The sequence below is a fragment of the Halopiger thermotolerans genome (genome assembly GCF_054654555.1).
Genome location: NZ_BAAIEU010000003.1, coordinates 520,483 through 539,329 on the forward strand (window position 1 = coordinate 520,483; position 18,847 = coordinate 539,329).

An 18,847-nucleotide genomic window follows, 5' to 3' on the forward strand; every position below is an offset into this window, starting at 1 on the left:
CGAATGCACACTGCGACGAGCGCTCAACGGGCGGTCTCTACTCGGGCCCGTACTTAACGATCGTTCCTAATATTTAGGGAAAAGCCGCTATTTGTCCCCCTAAGTCTTTAATAGATGAACACACCCATTGCTACTAGACGAAGATCTGTATGAGTCAAATTGATCTCACGAGTCGGCAGCGACGAACGCTGACGACGCTTATCAACGAATTTCAGGGTGCGGATTCCCCGGTAACGGCCAAGCAGCTCGCGGGCGCTCTCGATCGAGACGCCGGCACGCTTCGCAATCAGATGCAGTCGCTCACGTCGCTCGGCCTCGTCGAGGGGATTCCCGGACCGAAGGGCGGCTACAAGCCGACCGCCAGCGCGTACGAGGCCCTCGACCGCGATCAACTCGAGGACGCCGAGACGGTCACCCTCGCGCGGGACTTCGATCGCATCGACGCCACCGTCGACGAGATCGAGTTCACGAACGTTCACCACCCGGAGTCGTGTCGCGCTCAGGTTCACTTCCAGCAGTCGCTTCGCGACCTCTCGGAGGGCGACGAGATCGTCATCGGGCCGACGCCCATTTCGAGCCTCGTTCTCGCCGGCGTCGTCGTCGCGGTCGACGATTCGGTGAACAAGGTGATCATGGACATCGCGCAACTCGAGGCGCCGTTGCGAGACGACGGTTGACGCTCGCTTCCCTAACGGAGTGAAGTTCCCGAGAGGGAGTTCACGGTTGTATGGTTCCCGGTAGACGATCCAGACCGGCCAACTCTGACATCGACTTCTCTGGTGAGCGCTCGGCGGGGTCGGAAGTCTCGAGTGCGTAGCCGCTGGCCTCGGGTGGTGTGGATCTGGCGGTTGCGGTTCGTACTCAGTCAGCCGACCAAAAGAAACGCGTCGGCGTCGGCCGCTCACTCGCCGGCGTCGGGCAGGCGGCGGTTCGCAAGCGCCATCGGATCGGCCGCGTCGGGATCGAACGGTCGGAGCACGACACTGAACGCGGTCGGTTCGACCTCGACCTGATACCGGTCGAGCGGATCGGTCGGCGTCCCGCCGAGACCGGTCACGCGATGGTCGAGGTTGAACCCGACCGAGCCGCGCTCCTCCAGTTCGTACTGGTGTTGCGCGTCGTCGAGGTTCGCCCACTGCTCGAGGCTGACGTTACCGTCCTCGTCGTCGAACGTCCCGAGCAGCGAAACCTCGCCGTCCGAGAGCGTCGCCCAGCGCGTCTGGGCCTTGTTACCGTTATCGGTCGGCGGCAGGTAGGGGACGTACTGCTCGTCGACCGAGCCCGCGTAGCGCCCGATCGGAACGCCCCACTTGCGGTCGGGGTAGGTCTCGAGCTCGCCGCGGCCGTACCACTCGAACGCATCGAAGCGCTCGGGCAGCTCGAGCTGGACGCCGACCTTGGGGAGCCACCCCGTCACCGTGTTGCGCAGCGGCTCGTTCGGAACGGCCTCGACGCGCATCCGCACATCGCCGCTCCCGTAGATCCGGTAGCGATACTGGGTGTCGAAGCCCATCTCGGTCGCCTCGCCTTCTTCGAACTCGTCCAGTTCGTACCACAGCACCGCGCTTTCGGGCGGTTCGTCGAAGCCGGACGACACCTCGCTCGCCGACAGCGCTCGGTCGTACATTCGCACCTCGTCGATCGTCGTCTCCGTGTACCGGTCCGCGTTCTCCGCGTTGTGCCCGACGTGTACCGGGTACGGCGACTGGTTGATGCTCGTCGCGCCGTGGCTACTGGTGCCGAGCAACTCCCCGTCGAGGTACATCCGCAGTTCGTCCTCGGTGGCGACCCCCGTCAGGGTGTGCCACTCGTCTTCGGCGAAGTCCGACGGCACCGGCTCGTTGTGGACGATCCAGGTGTCCTGGTAGATGAAGAACTGGAGCTCGTTGCTGTCGGACACCTTCAGCGCGTACTGGTGGTCGCCCTTGCTGACGAACGGGTTGTTCTCGCCGTTCGTGGGCAGCCCCTTGAACCGCACCTGAATCGTGAAACCCGGCGCGCCGAAGTCGAGGCTGCCGTCGGTGCCCGCGTTGACGTACTGCGAATCACCGTCGAGCGCGACGGCCTGACCGCTCTGGCCCGAGACGATATCGGGGTCGCCGACGACCTCGCCGTCGTTGCCTTCGCCCGAAGCGTCCGGCGTCAGTAGCGGCGGCGGAAGTTCGGTCCCCGCCGCGAAGCCGTTGACCGAAACTTCGACCAGCGAATCCTCGAGCGCGTTCGTCTCGATTGACTCGGCCGTGTGGGTCAGCTCGTCGAGTCCGGCGTCGTACCACGAAAGCGCGGGCGCGCTCCCCCACTGCTGGATCTCGTTCATGATCGGCGCGCGCCACGGGGTAAAGAGCGGCCCGCGTTCGAGCAGTTCGGTGCCGTCGTACGTCATCGAGGACAGCGTCCCCGTGTCGGCGTCGAAGACGTACTCGAAGCCGTCCCCGGAGACGGCGACGTCGCCGCCCTCGTCGACCGACAGCGGCGCCATCGCCTCGAGCGACTCCGGTGCCGGCTCGGGTGCGTCGACGGGGACCTCCAGCTGCTCGAATGCGACCCGATGGCCTGCGTCGGCGTAATCGGTCGCCTCGGCGAGGGCGAACGTGACCGTGAGCCGGTACTCGACGCCCGGTTCAGGGTCGGCGGGCGCCGACGCATCGAGAGCAACGCGCTCGGTCTCTCCCGGTTCGAGGTCGAGGTGCAGATCGCCGCTGTCGATCGTCTCGTCGTCGGCGGTCAGCTCCCACGACCCCTCGAGGGCCTCGAGGGCGGTGAAGTTGAACCGGTTCGAGACGTAGATCTCGCCGTCCTCGACGGCGGCGTCGGCGACCCCGACCGGCTGGTGGGCGTGCTTGAGCTGCCACATCTCGGGCTGGGGGTCGCGATCGGACCAGACCAGCCCGTTGAGGCAGAACGCCCCGTCCGGGCCGTCGCTGTGGTAGAACTGGAACTCCTCGCCGTCCTCGGTGACGTCGTTCAGGTCCTGGTTGACCCAGTCCCAGACGAACCCGCCGACGAGGCTCTCGTCCCGGAGCAGGTCGGCGAAGTCGTAGGCCGCGACGGCGCCGTCCTCGAGCTCGCCGTCGGCGTCGGCCGCCTCGGCGGCGCCGACTGCGCGGTCGTAGATCCCGACGCCGTCGACGGTGAGATCGACGTCGCGACCGTCGCGTCGACCCGCGTCGGCGCCGATTCTGACTGGCCCCTCGCCGGACGGCAGGTCCGAGACGGAGTGGCCCGTCGCGGCGACTCGCTCGCCGTCGACATAGATCGCGAGTTCGCTCCCGTCCGCGACGCCGACAACGGTCGTCCAGTCGTCGAGCGCGCCGTCGGGAAGTGACCCCGAAACCGACGCCTCGCCACCCGCGATCGAGAACTCGAGCTCGCCGCCGGCCAGGGCCAGCACGTAGCGATCGTCGTCGGTGACGATCGGGTGCTCGGCGGCCGGATCGGCGCTGCGGATCGTCGCGCCGACCGCGAATCCGACGTCGACCTCGAGGCTCGCGTCGCGGCGGATCTCGATGGCGTCGCCGGCGCCGAGGGCGACCGCCCCGTCCGTATTCCCGCCCGGCGCGGCGTCCGGACCGGGGACGACCGCGGGCGAGCCGACGAGCACGCCCGGATTGTCGGAACCGCTCCGGTCGGTCGCCTCGCGGACGGGCGGCTTGATGTGCTCGTTCCACATCTCGTGGACGAGCCCCAGGCTGTTGCCCATCGCGTGGTTGTACTCGCCCATCACGACCGGGCGGAGTCCGTCGCCGATGTAGGAGCCGTCGCCGACCGACAGCAGGGTGCCGACGTCGGGATACCGCGGTCCGAGCATGTCGCTGTACTCGACGTTCCAGCCGCCGCCGTTGGGCTGGTGGTAGAGCAGGCGGTCGGGCGCGAACCCTTCGGGCTCGCCGTCGAAAGACTCGACAGTATCGACGCCGCTGACGTCGGACGTGTCCTCGGGGATGTACTCGTCGGAGTCGGCGGCCAGCGACGCCATCTCAAGGTGCTCAGCGCCGGTTCCGGCCTCGTTGCCGGTCGACCAGCTGAAGATCGACGCATGGTTGCGGTCCCGCAACACCATTCGGCGGAACTGCGCGACGGCCTGGTCGTGGTAGGCCTCGGTGTTCGCGAGCAGTCCCTCCCACCAGTGGGTCTCGACGCAGACCTCGTCCTGCACGTAGATCCCGTACTCGTCGGCGAGCCGGTACATCGACGGGTCGTTCGGGTAGTGGGAGGTCCGGATCGCGTTGACGTTGAACCGCTGCATCGTCTCGAGGTCCTCGCGGACCCGCTCGATCGGCACGGTCCGGCCGAAGTCGGGGTCGGTCTCGTGGCGGTTCACCCCCTGGATGTCGACCGGCTCGCCGTTGACCAGCACCTCGGCGCCCTGCTGGCCGCGCGTGGTCTCGTAGGTCCGGAAGCCGACCTTCTCGAGCATCGCCTCGGTCGTCCGGCCCTTGGCGTCGACGAGTTCGAGCGTGAGCTGGTAGAGGTTCGGGTGCTCGGCCGACCACTTGGCGGGGTCCTCGACGTCGGTCTCGAGCGCGACGACCGCGCCGTTCTCGTCGACGGTCGCGGTCGCTTCGACCGTGGTGACCTTGCGCCCCCGCGGCGGCCGATCGCCCGGGCCGCGTCCCTCGTCGGGACCGCGCCCCTCGGGTGGGCCCCGCTCCTGCTCGTCGTTCTGGCCCTTCCCGCGCGGCGGGCCGCGCCCCGGTTTCGTCCGGTCGGTCTCGTAGAGGTGCGCGCGGACGGCGTACTCCCCCGCGGGCGCGTCGCCGTAGTTCGCGATCTCGGCGTCGATCCGGAGCCGGCCGTCCTCGTAGTCGTCGTCGAGGTCGGTCCGCGCGTAGAAGTCCCGGAGGTGGACCGCCGGCGTCGCGAACAGGTAGACGCTCCGGAAGATACCGGCGTACCGGAACATGTCGATGGTCTCCAGCGCTTCGCTGTCGGACCAGCGGTACACCTGCACCGTGACCTGATGGTCGCCGCCGGCCTCGACGTGGTCGCTGATATCGAACTCGGCGGGCGTCATCGACCCGGTCCGGAAGCCGACGTACTCGCCGTCGACCCAGACGAAGAAGGCCTGCTTGACGCCCTCGAAGTGGAGGAACGTCCGCCGGCCGTCCCAACTGGCGGGTACCGAGAACGACCGCCGGTACGTCCCGACGGGGTTGAGGCCGTCGTCGCCGACGCCGGGAACGTCAACGGTGCCGTCGTCGCGAGGGTCCAGGTCGCCGTCTTGCGCCGGTTCGTAGACGTCCCAGGTGATCGAGCTGTTCGTGTAGATCCGCTGGCCGTACCCCTGGGTCTGCCAGACGCCGGGGACGTCGATCGATCCCCAGTCGTCGGCCGCGAGGTCGTCGTAGGAGTCGGGGAGATCCGACGGATCCTCGTGGAACGCGAACTGCCACTCCCCGTTTAGCAGGCGGACGTACTCGGACTCGGCGAACCGCGACTCGAGTTCGGTGAACGGCTCGTCGGCTCGACGAGCCGCCCGGACCGACTCGTAGGGAACCGCGGTGGTCACGTGAGTCGGTTCGACGTTCTCCGCGACCGTCTCCGGGTCCTCCAGGTACGCCGCGAGGTTCGAGATCCGGCCGGGCTCGCCCGGCCCGTCCGACTGCACTGCACCGCCGGACTGGGCGCCGACGCCCGTCGCCAGCGCGGTCATCCCGGTCACCTGCAGGAACCTCCGCCGCGTCGGCGAGAGTCGATCGCGGGGAGACTGTTCGGTTTCCGTCTTCGGTCGTCGTGTGTCGCTCATGGTGGGGGTGTGATCGAGCGGTGAGCCAGTCCGCGACGGCCGTTAGGGAACCGCTAATCCGCACTGTCGCGGACCTGTGCTCGGCCCGCTCTCGACATCCACAATCATATATTTATTATTTATGTTAATTCAGTAATTAGTTACAGTAGCCCGTTATTATATAATGGGTCGCTGAATGGATTATCGCGTATACGTCTTCTTCCGGGCAGTCACACGGCGACAAATTCCTCAATAGCACTATCCAGCGGTATTGGTTACTTATTCAACTGGTTCAGTTCCACTCTTGTGGCCGCAGTTCGGACCCTCCGCAAAGGACTGTCCGAGAGTCGATAGTAATTCCTCCCTTCTCGAGGGAGGGCGTAGCGTCACCGTTTAAGGACGGTCACTCCCGACAGAGACTCAAGCAGTTGGAATGGGATCGCTTCCCGACAGCGGTTCGAGCGATCGGAACGAGATCGCTCGCCGCAATTAGCGGGTCCAGAAGGTCGGCGTTAGCAGTACGAGTACGGACAGCACCTCTAAGCGGCCGATCCACATCAGGAACACCATGTAGACTTTCGACGCAGCGGTGAACGGCAGGAAGCTGTCCATCGGACCGACGACGCCAAACCCCGGACCGATGTTCCCCAGCGTCGCGATCGCGACGCTCATCGCCTCCAGCCCCGTCATCGTCACGGCCGACGTTCTGAAGCTATCGAGGTACAGGAGTACCGTTGAGAGCACAAATAGGCCGAGGAACAGTAACACGAACACAAAGACGTCTCGAATCGTCTCCTCGTCGACGGGTTCCTGCTGCAGCCGGATCGGTTGGACAGCGTCGGGATGAACGGACGTGAAGAGCGCGCGATCGATGGACTTCTTCACGAGCACCCACCGCACGATTTTGACGGAGCCGGCCGCAGAGCCCGCTGATCCGCCGAGGAAGTACGCGAACAACAGAATCGTCTGCGCGGAGGCATCCCACGTATTGAAGTCCATACTCGCGTATCCCGTCGTTGTGACGATAGCGATAACCTGGAACAATCCCTGTCGCAGGGCGTTTTCCAGGTTCCCGGGTACGATACCGACGTTCGTCGGGGTTTCGGCGAGACCGACCCCCGCAAAAAGGAGGCCTGTGATGACCGCACCGAAGCCCGCGATCGCAAGTAAGTACGCACGGAACTCGGTGTTGTTTACGAGCCGTCGGGGTTCGCCCTGCAGCACGTACCAAAAGAGTGCGAAGTTCGTCCCCGCGACGAGCATAAAGGGCATTACGGCCCACTGAATCGCGGGTGTGAACGCTTCGACGCTCCGTGCTTCCGGCGAGAACCCGCCGGTCGGCATCGTCGTCAACGCGTGTGCGACCGCGTTGTAGAGGCCCATATTCGGTGCGACGCCGGCCAGATGGAGGCCGTAGTAGACGCCGGCCGCAAGGACCGTAAACGCCGCGTATATGCTCCAGAGCGCCCTCGCAGTCTGTTGGATTCGCGGCGTGAGTTTTTCCAGCGAGAGTCCCGGTGCCTCCTGATTGATGATCTGAGCACCGCCTACGGAAAGCTCCGGGAGAATGGCGATCATCAACACGAGAATGCCCATGCCGCCGAGCCACTGCGTGAGTTGCCGCCACATTAACATCGCGTGGCCGTGTCTCTCGACGGAGATCTCTCCGAGAATCGTCGCCCCCGTCGTCGTGAACCCGCTCATACTCTCGAAGAGTGCGTTCACGGGTTCTGCAACGGTCCCCGTCCCGGCGACGAGGTACGGAACCGTCCCCGCAACAGGGACGAGGAGCCACGCAAGACCAACGAGCAGGAATGCTTCTCGATTTCCGAGTTCGCCGTCGTAATTAATCTGCTCCAGGACGAAACCGCCACCGATCATGACAACGCTAGCCACGATAAAGGGAAGCGGATCTTCGCCGTAATAAAGCGAGAGAACGAGCGGGAACAACGGTGCGACGCCGATATACTTGAGGACCGTTCCAACGTAGGCCACGCTGACCCGATAATCGACATGCGTGGTCGAAGGGGACCTCATTGAATATCTGTGGGCTCATCATGATGTCGGATGGTTGTTTCGGAACGGCGTCGGGACGTCTTGTAGAACGCGGCAGACGAACCGGCGATGGCTCCGCGTCGAAGCCGAGCTTTGAGTGCGTGTCCGCCGGCACTCCTCGCCGCCGCAGAAACCCAAACCCCGAACGATCCCGTTGAATTCGATTCCGACATCTCGGTTCGCGGCTCGAGTTCAGTCTCCAGTAAAGGCCTCGAGCGTCTCCTCGGTAACACCCGATCGCGAATGGATCGTGACGAAATCGTCCGCCTTGATCAGCGTCTGTCCCGTCGGCGTAATGGTACCTTCGTCGCGGTTGATTCGAACGACCAGCACGTCGGAGGGAACGAGCCCCTCCTCGTTCGCTTCTTGCAGCGTTTTGCCGGCGATCGGAGCCCGTTCTCGCACGATGATTTCGACGACGTCGGTATCGCCCGCGAGTCCCGCAACGCCGGTCACCGGTGAGGCGCCCTCCTCGTCTCGAGGTCCGAAGGGGGCGTACGGCCGGAAGTACTCGTTGTGAATCAGGTCCTCGTCGTCGATTTCGATACCGATCGAAGTGATCTCCTGTGCGATTCGCGTGAGATCGTCGGTGTCCGTCCCGACGACCGTAATTCGAAGGTCGCCCTTTCCGGACATGATCTCGCGGACGTTGATCACCCCCGAGATATCGAGGACGCGCTGAGCCATCTCCTTCCGGTCTCGGTTTCCCGTGCTACAGACGTAATGATTGGTCAGCCGGCCGCCGACTTTCTCATAATCGATATCGGCGTGGTAGCCCCGAATCACGCCCTCCTCCTCGAGGCGTCGGATTCGGTTTCGGACGGTCGGCGCCGAGACATCGACCCGCGCCGCGATATCGGGCGCAGAGGTGTGTCGGGCCTCCTGGGACAGATAGTACAGGATCTGTTCGTCGATCGTATCGATCTGAACGGACATATTTATATCTCGCAGTTGGCTGCGTAGCTACCTTTATATTATCGTTAGGGATCCGATTAAAATCGCGGTGGTATACCACGATCTGGCACTCCGTTATCCGATCGAAACAGCTGAAAATACCGGGTAGAGTTCCTGATAGGAGGACCAAACGAATAGAACGTTATGCCCGTAGTTGTTACGGAATCGTTTACGAACCCAGTGGATATTTATCGATCCAAAATTTATCTTCATGTATGACCGCCGTGTTCGCCCCCGTCACGCCACCAGCCGATGCGAATACGCGGCCCGACTCAGTGAACGGAATGGGCCACCGGCTTGCCTGTCGGGTACCGGTTGAGTCCGAGCCGTCCCCGTTGCACGTCTCGAGCGAATTGGCCAGCGGACCGAACGATCTCACAGCGTCTCTGAGATGGAGGTAGAACCATGGGGAACTCAAATGCGGAGCCGACGCCGCCTGACGATCTCTCCGATGCGCTGATCCAGCGAGTCGACGCGTTGGAACTCTCCGAACTGAAATCCCTCCGCTCGTACATCGAGCAGCGTATCGACGCAGTGCGGCCCTCCATCGAGGAGGAAATCGAAGCGAACGCCGCCGGGGAGGTCCTCGAGATCGAGAATCACGGGTCCTACGCGCTCGTGCGAAAGCATCCGCCTGACCCGGATACCGACGGCCCGAACACGGATGTTACGTCCCTCTATCACGTGAGACGAAAGCAGCAGTTCGACGGGGCAGAATCGCTGCACTGGGCGTATCTCGGGGACGTTCAGAATGCAGCGCGAACTCGGTGCGAAACCTGCGGACGAACGTTTGACGACGATGTCGATATCTGCCCGCATTGCGGCAGTGACGACGTCGATCACCCAGATACGGAGGGATAAGCCATGTCAGCGTCGATGATTGCTGATCTCGTTGTACCGGTTGTGAGCTTGAAGATAGAGCATGACCCGCTCCCACTGGCAACGGCTACGGTCAACGCGCACGCTCACGAAGACGGGACCGCTGAACTGATCGCCATACCCGTCACCGAAGTCCCCCGACAGACGTCGGTCACCCGGGACCTCGAGTTCGAGGAGGAGCGAGCCAAACGGCAACGGGAGCAGCTGGACGCCGATCGGGATACCGCCGCTGATCTCGAGAGGATAGACGGGACGGGCAGGACGGCACGCGGTCCGGAGGAGTCGGCGATGTCGATCCGTGAAGCGCTACCGCGGCGACTGGAGGTGTGATCTATATGTACATTATCATCGTCGGTGCAGGAGATATCGGCGCCCCGCTCATCGACATTGCGACCAGAGAAGGCAACGAGGTCGTCGTCATCGAGCGCGACGAAACTAGAGCGAATCGAGCGGCCGACGAGTTCGATTGTTTGGTGTTGAACGCCGACGCGACGACGAAGGACACGTTAGACGATGCCGGGGCCGCGCAGGCTGACGCGCTCATCTCGACGACCGACCAGGACGCGACGAACGTGATGACTTGCCTGCTCGCGAAGGAGTTCGAGGTCCCCGCGGTCCTCTCGGTCGTCCACAATCCCGAGCACATGGGACTGTTCGAGCAGATCGGCGTGAACACGATGCAGAACCCCCAGCAACTCATCGCCGAGTATCTGTATCGCGCCGTGGCGCGACCGGCGATCGTCGACTACATGCGTATCGGAGAGGACGCCGAAGTGTTCGAGATTACGGTCACCGAGAGCGCACCGATCGCGGGAAAGACGCTCGAGGAAGCGGCCCGATCGGGACTGCTCACCGACGATATGCTCGTCGTGGCGATCGAACGCGATGGCATGGACCACCCGATCACTCCTCTAGGTGAGACGACGATCAGGGAGGGCGATCTGCTGACCGTGTACTCCGGTGTCGGCGCCGATCCGGAGATTACGGGCATCTTCGGCCACCATGAAGACCGCGAGAAGTGAACTGCGCACGATTTGCGCCGGGCACCCTGCTACCGATCCGATCGTCGGCGGAGGGAACGCATGAACGGGTCCGTGGCCACGGTTGGGCGGGATCTCGGCCGTATCCTCGAAGCGCTCGGCGGGTTGCTGATCGTCTCGCTCGTCGTGCCGGTCGTCTGGGGGGAGTACTTCGCGATTCCGGCGCTCCTCGTTTCGGCCCTCGTCCCGCTGGGACTCGGACGATTACTCTATCGACGGTTCGAGGGTGCTGAAGCGCCGGGCCGGTTACACGGGATGATCGTCGCGGCGTCGGGATGGTTTTCGGTGGGCGTCTTCGGCTCGCTCCCGTTCCTCCTGATCGCGTGGAGCGTCCGGCTCGGCGTGCCGGGATTCACGACGCCTGCGCAGACGGCGACGCTCGCAGCGTTCACCGACCCCCTCAATGCAATCTTCGAGAGCATGAGCGGGTTCACCGGGACGGGCCTCACGATGACCGACAACGAGGAGGTGCTTCCTCGCACGCTCCAGTGGTGGCGAACGTTTACCGAATGGGTTGGCGGGGTCGGTGTGATCGTCCTAACGACGGCGATCCTCTCGCGCCCGGGGAGCGGTTCGTTGACGCTCTACGAAAGCGAGGCTCGCTCCGAGAAGATCCACCCGAGCGTCGTGTCGACGGTTCGGACGATCTGGTGGATCTTCATCCTGTTTACGTTCGTCTCGATCATCGCGCTGTGGCTGGCGGGAATGCCGATCTGGGGCGCGATCAACCACGGGATGACCGGTCTCGCGACCGGCGGGTTCTCGATCAGGGACAACTCGATTGCGACCTACGACAGCGTCGCGATCGACTTCGCGTTGATTCCGATCATGCTGCTTGGCAGCATCGCGTTTCCGGTCCACTACCTCATCCTGCAGGGCGACCTGCGGAACTTCTATTCGGACCTCCAGACCCGGTGGGTGTTCAGCTACATGGGCATCGGGTCGGCGTTGCTGTGGAGTTTCCTCTACGTCGCTGGCCCGTACGAGACGCCGTTCGCCGCCCTCCGCTACGGCCTGTTTCAGTTCGTCTCCGCGGCCACCTGTACCGGGTTCCAGACGGCCGTCGACGCCACGAACGTCGCGCTCGGACGGTGGCCGTCGCACGCGCAGTTGACCGTCGCGTTCGGGATGTTCGTCGGCGGTGCCGCGGGGTCGACCGCAGGCGGCATCAAACTCATTCGCGGACTGACGCTGGCGAAGGGAATCCGGTATCACATAGTGGACGTCTTCTATCCGAAGACCGCCGTTCGGCGATTGGAAATCAACGGCCGGCGACTGAACGAGGAAGAAGCGAGCCGCGAATTTATGGAAGCGGCCATCATCGTTGTCCTCTGGATTACGTTCCTCGTCGTCGGAACGTTCGTGCTGCTGCTCACGCTCCCGTCCGGGGAGTATTCACTCGCTAACGTCGTGTTCGAGGTCGCCAGCGCCCAGGGGAACGTCGGCCTCTCGTCGGGGATCACGGGCCCTGAGTCGCTGCCTCCGGTCGGGAAGATCACGTTCCTCTTTCACATGTGGATCGGGCGACTCGAGATCATTCCGGTTCTCGTGATGCTCCGAACGATCTTCAAGCGCGGAGGGCTCTACCAATGAGGGCAAGCGATCTCCCGGTTCTTACCTCCGTGTTCGAAGCCGGTGCCGACGACCGGGTCTTCGATTCGCTGTTACTGCTCGGCCCTCTCGTCATCGGACTGATCGTCGTTCTGGATCGATCCCTCATCACCGAAGCGTTCGCGGTCGCATACATCGGCGCGTTCGTCACGTACGTCCTGTATCGAACTCGGCGAGAGCCCCATTCTCAAGTAGAAGCGGGTGGTCGGCACAGGTAGTGGCTCGTCTCGACAATGGAACGGCGCACTATCCTTCGAGTGCTGCTGCTTGCCGTCTTAGTCGGCTCCGCCGGTACGCTTGCGATCGCGTGGGTTAACGCACCGACGAACGCGACCGCTGCCGCGGCGAATCAGACCCAGTTACCGCTCGCGGATCGAACGCCCGTCGTCGAGAACCGCGATGGGGCGACAGTCATTACGACCGATCCGCCGGCGGGGAACGACGGTCTCGGAGCTATCGTCGCGTTCAGCGCCGACGGACGACCGCTCTATCACAACGATACGTACGGCAACTACTTCGACGTCGATCCTGATCCGCCCGGCTCGAAGACCGTTCTGTACGTGGCCGGAAGCCGGTACGACCAGTGTCCCGACAGGCTCCAAGCAGAGACGGAGGGCGCCGGTGACGACGGCTGCGCTGAGGTCGCAGTCGAGCGCGTCAACCTCACGACCGGGACGACCGAACGGATCCACACTGCCGTCACCGGCTGGGACATCTGGCACGACGTCGACCGGATCGACGACCACCGGCTGCTCGTGGCCGACATCGCTCGAGACCGCGTGTTCACGCTGAACACCACCACCGACGAGGTGACCTGGGAGTGGCGCGCCGAGGCGGCTCTCGATCCAGACAGCGGCGGGCAACCCGGCGACTGGACTCACGTCAACGACATCGAACTGCTCGGGGACGGTCGGGTGATGGTCAGCCTCCGGAATCAGGATCGGGTCGTCTTTCTCGAGCCGGGTGAGGGGCTCCAGCGCGACTGGACGCTCGGCGCCGAGGACGCGTACGAGATCCTCTACGAGCAGCATAATCCGGACTATCTCCCGCCCGCCCGCGGCGGCCCGGCGGTAATCGTCTCCGACTCGGAAAACAATCGCGTCGTCGAGTATCAGCTCGAAAACGGAACGTGGACGCGAACCTGGGAGTGGCGAGACGAGCGGCTCCGGTGGCCGCGCGACGCTGACCGACTCCCAGGCGGTCATACGCTCGTAACGGATTCCCAAGGGGATCGGGTGATCGAACTCTCGGAGACCGACGAGATCGTCTGGAGCGTGGACATCGCGACACCCTACGAGGCGGAGCGTCTCGGGACCAGAGACGAGAGCGCAACCGGGCGGAGCACGGCCGCACTCGCGAACGGATCCATCGACGAAACGGCCGCCGGAGCGGATCGAACCTCGAAGACCGGTCTGTCCTGGCTCGTCGCCTTCATCGCCGGCCCCGTCGTCAATGGCGTACTCCACGCTGCCCCGGCGTGGATGACGATCGGCGATCTGGCGGTCGCCGGCGTATTCGGTATCGCAGCCGTGACGGCCGGCGTCTTAGAGGTATACTGGTCGGGAATCGGTCACCGATTGCTGAACTGGGCGAGGTGAAAACCGGTCGTTTTTCTCGAGTCGATTCGTCGAAATCAGGCCATTGAGTATATTTCTACGGTAGTTACGCCAATTTCTGTACGACGGTATTCGATCAGGTTACCGGGACGCACTGGAAGTCCAGTTCGTTCTCGAGCAGGTGTTCAAGGGTTGCGTTTCGTGCGGTTGCCGTCGGCCACGGCGCCACGTGAGAGACCACGTGAACATGGCGCTGCGTCCGTTCCTCGGTCGAAGACAGGATCCGCTCCACGCGCATCCGGCCGGTTTCCACCGGATCGAACTCGTCCGTCGGCACAGAACGCCACAGTTGTTATCTTTCTGAACTAATTTGATATCGTGTATAACACTAAAGTTTATTTATCTATCTCTGAACGAATCGGATGGCTATGAAGCTCAACCGACGACGGTTCCTCGAGACCGGTCTTGCGGTGAGCGGACTCGGACTGACGAACGCGGTAACCGCGCGAGAGACCGACCGATATCGGCCCGGCGGTCCGTGGTCGCCGAACGAGCAGTCCGTCAATTACAACGGCTATCTCGACAACGAGGAGCTCGGCGACCGACTCCGGCAACTCGATGAGCGCAGTGACCGCATTACGCTTGAGCAAATCGGCGAATCCGCCGGCCGTGGCGATCCGATCTGGGAAGTAACCGTCGGCGACGGCGACGAGAACGTTCACATCATCAACCAGATCCACGGTGACGAACCGACCGGGGCGGAGGCGATGGTGAAGATTCTGCAGACGCTCGCGGACGGCTCCGGGGCGACGATCGACGCGATTCTGGACGAACTGACGATCACGATCATCCCGCGAGTGAATCCCGACGGCGCGAACTTCGTCGGCGACGACGGACTCGGAACGGACGGCGAATTCCGCCAGCGCCGATATAATACGACCGAATGGGAAGAAGGCGACTCGCGGTATATCAACGCCAACTCCTACGCGTACGACGTGGAGCCGCCGGGATACGATCTGAATCGAGGGTTCAGCATCGATCCCGACTACGAGCCGTTCGACGAACCGGAGGACTGGTGGTCGGTCGACGACGAGGAACCGAACCGCGGCACGCTAAGTATGCCCGTCGAGGAGGTGCCGCTCGAACTGAAAGACGGGAATCCGTACGAGAAACTCTGGAACGTCGGTCTGAACATCAATCCGGAGACGCAGGCGGTGACCGAGTCGTTCCTCGAGGCCGATCCCGACTGGGCGATCACCCACCATCACCAGGGGCCGACGATCGATCCGGAGTCCGGCAACCAAAGCGCTCCGGAGTGGCAGTCGATCATGAGCGTGATGGCGCCGTTCGGCCCGACGTACATCGGACTCGACAGCGTCGACTACGCGCCCTACGTCGGACAGGGGAATCCCTTCCTCTCGGTCGACGCCCAAACTCGCTCCCTGCAGCTCAACGGACTGGTCGCCGACGAGATGGAGCAGTTCGGTCAGGGCCGCTTCAATACGATCACGCGGTACGGCTACGGACCGCTCTGGGGCTCGTACCTCGACGCGCTGTGTCCGCAGACCGACGCCGCGGGGGCGCTCTACGAGGTCTCTCACCAGAGCGACGACCGCGGTCACAAGGCCCTCGGAACGATGGTGAAAGCGACCGTCGAAGGAATCACGGCCACGTTCGAACGGATCGCAGACGGGTCGATTCACGACGTCGACGAGATGACGTACTTCGACATCCCGCTCAGCGAAGAAATCGAGAATCCACACGACAGTCGCTGACCGTCCCTACCGTTTCTCGACGATAGCGTTCGGTCGTTCTCCCTCTACTCAAAGCCACAGCATTCAGAGAGGGGCTTCGAGCGACAGGGACCTTGTGGCAAGAACCCTCACACCCGCCGACACTGACTCGCCCACACGGTGCCAGGTACCGGAACCAGTCGGATCCGAATACGGTCACGGACGACCGTGGTACACTTCTTTCCCGCTGGTTATCGAGAGTCGCAACCGCATATGGGAACAGTAGATGTCGCGATCGGCGTCGACGCGGACTGCGTCGCCGGATGGTTGGGATCGTACGGCGGTGCGGACTCGCCAGCGGACCTCTCTCGAGGGTTGGCCGCCGGGAACGAAGGGATTCCGCGGATGTGCGCGCTGTTCGACGAGCAGGACGTCGAGACGTCGTGGTACGTCCCCGGCCACACGATCGATACCTTCCGCGACGAGATCGAGGCGGTGGCGGCCGACGGCCACGAACTCGGCGTCCACGGCTACTCCCACGAGAACCCGACCGACCTCTCGCGGGAGCAGGAAGACGAGATCCTCGAGGTCTCGATCGATCTCATCGAGGACGTCACCGGCTCCGAGCCGGTCGGCCACCGCGCCAGCTGGTGGGAGTTCAGCGAGAACACGCCGGAGCTGGTCGAAAAGCACGGCTTCCTGTACGACAGCAGCCTCATGGAGCGGATGTTCGAGCCGGGCTGGATGCGCAAGGGCGACAGCTGGGAGAAGATCCAGTACGACGAGGACCCCGAGACGTGGATGGAACCGTACCGGTACGGCGAGGAAACGGACGTCGTCGAAATCCCGATCAGCTGGTACCGCGACGACATCCCGCCGATGCTGTTCATCAAGCAGCCGATCTACCACGCCGGGTACAAGGACCCGGAGATGATGTACGAGCAGTACTACAAGCGGCAGTTCGACTACCTCTACAACCGCCGCGGCGCCGGCGTCTACACGTTCACGATCCACCCGGACATCCACGGCCTACCGCACATGATCCCGCTGCTCGAGGAATTCATCCAGTACGTGAAGGGCCACGAGAACGCGCAGTTCGTCACCCTCGAGACCATCGCCGAGAAGTACAAAGACGATCCGTCGGTGTACGAGAGTCAGAGCGACTACGTGTAATCGGCTCTCGAGTCGTCCGTGCGTGATCGATCGGCGGGCGCGAACGCCTCCCGAATCGCTTCCGAATCGTTCTCGTCCTCGTCCAACGCCGCGAGCGTCAGCGCGAGCCGCAGCCGAGCCTGCTGCGCCGACAGGTCGCCGGCGAAGACGGCGCCGTACTCACGGAGTCGTTCGCCACCCCCCTCAGCGCCGTAGACCGGCGTGACCCGCCCCTCGAGACAGCGCGACGTGACGACGACGGGAACGCCCGACTCGATCGCCTCGCGGACGGCGTCGGCGACGCCCGCGGTCGCGTTCCCGAGGCCCGTTCCCTCGATCACGAGCCCGTCCGCGTCGCGCTCGAGCGCGGCAGCCACCAGGTCGCCGGTCACGGCGCTCCCGCTTTTGACCGTGAAGACGGTCGCCGCGAGCGACGTCGCGTCGATCGGTCGCGTCTCGCTGCGTGGCGTCCGGTGGATTGCGACCCCGCCCCGGTCGATGGTTGCGACCGGACCCGCGGTTCGCGACCGAAACGCCTCGAGGGCGGAGGTGTGTGCCTTCGTCACCGCTCGGGCGCTGTGGACTTCCCCGTTAAACGCGACGAACGTCCCGCCGGCGTCGCGGTCGGCGAACGCCGCGGCGGCGCGGACCGCCGTCAGGAGGTTGTGCGGCCCGTCGGGACTCACCTCGTCCGGCCGGCGCTGCGCGCCCGTCAGGAACACCGGCGTCTCGGGGCGGACGGTAACGTCGAGGTAGTAGGCCGTCTCCTCCATCGTGTCCGTGCCGTGCGTGACGACGACGGCGTCGACCGACCGATCCTCCTCGAGGCCGCGGACGCGCTCGCCGACCGTCTCGAGCGTCTCGGCGTCCATTTCGAAGCTCGGCACCTGCGCGACCTCCTCGACCGAGAGATCGGCGTGGGACTCGAGTTCGGGGACGGCCTCGAGGAGTTGCGCGCCCGTTCGGGTCGGTTTCGGCCCGCCGTCGACGTCGGTACTCGCGATGGTTCCGCCCGTGCTGAGGAGGGTGACGTTCATGGCGGTTCCATCCACGGTGGTGACCAAAAAGTGAGAGGTGGAATGCAGTTTCTCCGCAGTCTCGCGTCGGCGATGGTATCGGTGAAGCCGATGTGGAGCTCGTAGGGCCGGCTCTCGAAACGTCGGTCGTCAGACGATGCTTACCTGTTGCCGTTCTCCACATCCTGAAGGGCGCGGAGTCCTACCGTGGAGTCAGACCCACCACTGTTCAGGGACGCTACTACGATCGCTTTTAGCCGGGTAGAGAGGACACTCCGCGGCTGGAACCCGAGGCGATTTACTGGTCGCTTGCGACCTCCATAGATCGTGTTAATACTTCGCGTGACATAGGAGTTCCATGAACTGCAATCGATGCGATGATGCTGGGGGTGAACGCATGGAAATAACGTATCTCAGCGCTGCCACGGTTATCGTGTATCTCTGTGAGGAATGTTCCAGGATGGCTGCACGCGACGTCACGGTCAGCGAGCTTGTTCCCTCTCGCCATCAGTAACCGACTACTGTCGATATGGACTCACCGGTAGTATCGTCGTTGTCCGATCTACGTCCGCTATCGGCGCGACCTCGAGCGGTTCGTCGTTGGTCCCGTCGACGACATCGACTGGAGGTATGCCCAGTACACCTGGGAACACACGACCTCGAGGCCCGATCCATCCGTCTCACCGCAGGCCGGCTCGGGTTAGGGCGTATAAACGTGGTGTAGAATAAAACGGAACTGGACCGCCACTCGGTGCCGTTACTACAGCGCCCAGTCGACGAGCCACGCGAGTACGCCGACGGACAGGAGCAAGATTCCGAGCCCCGAGGTGGCCGGCTCGGGGAACAGGAAGAGGACGACACCGGCGACGATCAGCAGCGTGATCAGCCCCTCGTCCCAGAGGCTTCCGTCGTCGTCCTCGTCGGAGTAGCTATCGGCGGTACCTTCGTACGTCCCCTCGTCGGGATAGTCCGCCTCGTCTCTGCGGGCGGGGAACGGAAAGCCCCATCCGCCACCCCACCCCCACGAGGGGTAGTAGGGGAGCCACCCGCTGTCCTGGTCGTCCGTGTACGGATCGTCGTAGCGATCGTTCACCTCACGGTGTGTCCCATCGCCGGGCTTGTCACT

15 protein-coding genes are annotated in these 18,847 nt (G+C 63.7%); 9 read left to right on the forward strand and 6 right to left on the reverse strand.

Annotated features, from left to right (window positions below; all coding sequences use genetic code 11):
• The first annotated feature begins 149 nt into the window (after positions 1–149).
• Positions 150–677 (forward strand): TrmB family transcriptional regulator, encoded by a 528-nt coding sequence (locus ACYQ26_RS07590; RefSeq protein ID WP_459808267.1) that lies wholly within the window; start codon positions 150–152, stop codon positions 675–677.
• A gap of 224 nt (positions 678–901) precedes the next feature.
• Here the strand turns inward: ACYQ26_RS07590 and ACYQ26_RS07595 are convergent, their stop codons facing one another.
• The 3 genes from ACYQ26_RS07595 to ACYQ26_RS07605 all read right to left on the reverse strand — a co-directional run bounded on the left by ACYQ26_RS07595 (position 902) and on the right by ACYQ26_RS07605 (position 8,716).
• The gene (locus ACYQ26_RS07595) at positions 902–5,746 is read right to left on the reverse strand and encodes a beta-galactosidase small subunit-related protein (protein ID WP_459808268.1); all 4,845 of its coding nucleotides are present in this window, start codon (positions 5,744–5,746) and stop codon (positions 902–904) included.
• Positions 5,747–6,214: 468 nt separating this feature from the next.
• Entirely contained in the window at positions 6,215–7,762 is a 1,548-nt protein-coding gene (locus ACYQ26_RS07600) for a TrkH family potassium uptake protein (RefSeq protein ID WP_459808269.1), read from the reverse strand.
• Between the two features lie 210 nt (positions 7,763–7,972).
• Positions 7,973–8,716, reverse strand: a complete 744-nt coding sequence (locus ACYQ26_RS07605; RefSeq protein WP_459808270.1) for an Lrp/AsnC family transcriptional regulator — start codon at positions 8,714–8,716, stop codon at positions 7,973–7,975.
• 495 nt (positions 8,717–9,211) lie between these two features.
• On the opposite strand from ACYQ26_RS07605, the gene ACYQ26_RS07610 reads away from it, so the two are divergent.
• The 6 genes from ACYQ26_RS07610 to ACYQ26_RS07635 are packed head-to-tail and all read left to right on the forward strand — an operon-like array spanning position 9,212 to position 13,862.
• Positions 9,212–9,595, forward strand: a complete 384-nt coding sequence (locus ACYQ26_RS07610; protein WP_459808271.1) for a zinc ribbon domain-containing protein — start codon at positions 9,212–9,214, stop codon at positions 9,593–9,595.
• 15 nt (positions 9,596–9,610) lie between these two features.
• The gene (locus ACYQ26_RS07615; protein ID WP_459808272.1) at positions 9,611–9,943 is read left to right on the forward strand and encodes a hypothetical protein; all 333 of its coding nucleotides are present in this window, start codon (positions 9,611–9,613) and stop codon (positions 9,941–9,943) included.
• A 5-nt stretch (positions 9,944–9,948) separates the two neighbouring features.
• Positions 9,949–10,635 (forward strand): potassium channel family protein, encoded by a 687-nt coding sequence (locus tag ACYQ26_RS07620; protein ID WP_459808273.1) that lies wholly within the window; start codon positions 9,949–9,951, stop codon positions 10,633–10,635.
• Between the two features lie 60 nt (positions 10,636–10,695).
• The gene (locus ACYQ26_RS07625) at positions 10,696–12,246 is read left to right on the forward strand and encodes a TrkH family potassium uptake protein (protein WP_459808275.1); all 1,551 of its coding nucleotides are present in this window, start codon (positions 10,696–10,698) and stop codon (positions 12,244–12,246) included.
• Positions 12,243–12,482, forward strand: a complete 240-nt coding sequence (locus ACYQ26_RS07630) for a hypothetical protein (protein WP_459808276.1) — start codon at positions 12,243–12,245, stop codon at positions 12,480–12,482. The genes ACYQ26_RS07625 and ACYQ26_RS07630 overlap by 4 nt, the downstream gene beginning before the upstream one ends.
• 15 nt (positions 12,483–12,497) lie before the next feature.
• Entirely contained in the window at positions 12,498–13,862 is a 1,365-nt protein-coding gene (locus tag ACYQ26_RS07635; RefSeq protein ID WP_459808277.1) for an aryl-sulfate sulfotransferase, read from the forward strand.
• A 94-nt stretch (positions 13,863–13,956) separates the two neighbouring features.
• Here the strand turns inward: ACYQ26_RS07635 and ACYQ26_RS07640 are convergent, their stop codons facing one another.
• Entirely contained in the window at positions 13,957–14,157 is a 201-nt protein-coding gene (locus tag ACYQ26_RS07640; protein WP_459808278.1) for a hypothetical protein, read from the reverse strand.
• A gap of 91 nt (positions 14,158–14,248) precedes the next feature.
• Here ACYQ26_RS07640 and ACYQ26_RS07645 point away from each other — a divergent pair, with 91 nt between their 5' ends.
• Positions 14,249–15,595: a M14 family zinc carboxypeptidase gene (locus ACYQ26_RS07645; RefSeq protein WP_459808279.1), complete on the forward strand. Its 1,347-nt coding sequence runs from the start codon at positions 14,249–14,251 to the stop codon at positions 15,593–15,595.
• 231 nt (positions 15,596–15,826) lie between these two features.
• Positions 15,827–16,726, forward strand: a complete 900-nt coding sequence (locus tag ACYQ26_RS07650; protein ID WP_459808280.1) for a polysaccharide deacetylase family protein — start codon at positions 15,827–15,829, stop codon at positions 16,724–16,726.
• Here ACYQ26_RS07650 and ACYQ26_RS07655 read toward each other — a convergent pair.
• Both ACYQ26_RS07655 and ACYQ26_RS07660 read right to left on the reverse strand, forming a co-directional pair.
• A complete protein-coding gene (locus ACYQ26_RS07655) occupies positions 16,717–17,742 on the reverse strand; it encodes an asparaginase (protein WP_459808281.1) in 1,026 nt (341 codons plus the stop codon). The two genes, ACYQ26_RS07650 and ACYQ26_RS07655, sit on opposite strands and share 10 nt — an antisense overlap.
• A gap of 739 nt (positions 17,743–18,481) precedes the next feature.
• Positions 18,482–18,847: hypothetical protein (locus tag ACYQ26_RS07660; RefSeq protein WP_459808282.1), on the reverse strand; the 366-nt coding region annotated here is incomplete at its 5' end.

Bases quoted from the DNA above. Each gene is read 5' to 3' on its own strand.
- ACYQ26_RS07595 (WP_459808268.1), bottom strand. From the start codon at position 5,746: ATGAGCGACACACGACGACCGAAGACGGAAACCGAACAGTCTCCCCGC.
- ACYQ26_RS07645 (WP_459808279.1), top strand. From the start codon at position 14,249: ATGAAGCTCAACCGACGACGGTTCCTCGAGACCGGTCTTGCGGTGAGC.
- ACYQ26_RS07605 (WP_459808270.1), bottom strand. From the start codon at position 8,716: ATGTCCGTTCAGATCGATACGATCGACGAACAGATCCTGTACTATCTG.
- ACYQ26_RS07600 (WP_459808269.1), bottom strand. From the start codon at position 7,762: ATGAGGTCCCCTTCGACCACGCATGTCGATTATCGGGTCAGCGTGGCC.
- ACYQ26_RS07635 (WP_459808277.1), top strand. From the start codon at position 12,498: ATGGAACGGCGCACTATCCTTCGAGTGCTGCTGCTTGCCGTCTTAGTC.
- ACYQ26_RS07620 (WP_459808273.1), top strand. From the start codon at position 9,949: ATGTACATTATCATCGTCGGTGCAGGAGATATCGGCGCCCCGCTCATC.
- ACYQ26_RS07630 (WP_459808276.1), top strand. From the start codon at position 12,243: ATGAGGGCAAGCGATCTCCCGGTTCTTACCTCCGTGTTCGAAGCCGGT.
- ACYQ26_RS07650 (WP_459808280.1), top strand. From the start codon at position 15,827: ATGGGAACAGTAGATGTCGCGATCGGCGTCGACGCGGACTGCGTCGCC.
- ACYQ26_RS07625 (WP_459808275.1), top strand. From the start codon at position 10,696: ATGAACGGGTCCGTGGCCACGGTTGGGCGGGATCTCGGCCGTATCCTC.
- ACYQ26_RS07655 (WP_459808281.1), bottom strand. From the start codon at position 17,742: ATGAACGTCACCCTCCTCAGCACGGGCGGAACCATCGCGAGTACCGAC.
- ACYQ26_RS07590 (WP_459808267.1), top strand. From the start codon at position 150: ATGAGTCAAATTGATCTCACGAGTCGGCAGCGACGAACGCTGACGACG.
- ACYQ26_RS07615 (WP_459808272.1), top strand. From the start codon at position 9,611: ATGATTGCTGATCTCGTTGTACCGGTTGTGAGCTTGAAGATAGAGCAT.